This window comes from Cupriavidus sp. 05N39 (assembly GCF_056397325.1).
The window spans coordinates 1-497 of record NZ_JBFTNE010000298.1; the positions used below are offsets into that span (position 1 = coordinate 1).

1 protein-coding gene is annotated in these 497 nt (G+C 64.4%); it reads right to left on the reverse strand.

What is annotated here, in order from left to right:
• Positions 1-497 (reverse strand): amino acid--tRNA ligase-related protein (locus AC1DN0_RS41390; RefSeq protein ID WP_477146652.1); only part of this gene is annotated, 497 nt, incomplete at both ends.

Here is a 497-nt window from a genome sequence, read left to right on the forward strand (position 1 = left end):
GTGCTAGCACGTCCATCGCCGCGACGGTCTTGCCGTCGTCGTTCAGGCGCATGTAGAACGCCTTGATGTGCTCGGGGTAGTTGGTCACCACCACCGGGCGGCCGATGTGCTCCTCGGTCAGCCAGCGCTCGTGTTCGGTCTGCAGGTCCAGGCCCCATTCGACCGGGAAGTCGAACTTCTTGTCGGCCTTCTGCAGCAGCTTCACCGCCTCGGAGTAGTCGATCTGCTCGAACGGGGCATTGATGAACGCTTCCAGCTTGGTGATCGCGTTCTTGTCCACGCGCTCGGCCAGGAAGGCCAGGTCGTCGCCGCGCTCGTCGAGCACCGCGCGGAACAGGTACTTCAGGAACTGCTCGGCCAGGCGCGCGTCTTCGGCCAGGTCGGCGAAGGCGATTTCCGGCTCGATCATCCAGAATTCCGCCAGGTGGCGGGTGGTGTTGGAGTTCTCGGCGCGGAAGGTCGGGCCGAACGTGTAGACCTTGCTCAGCGCCAGGCAG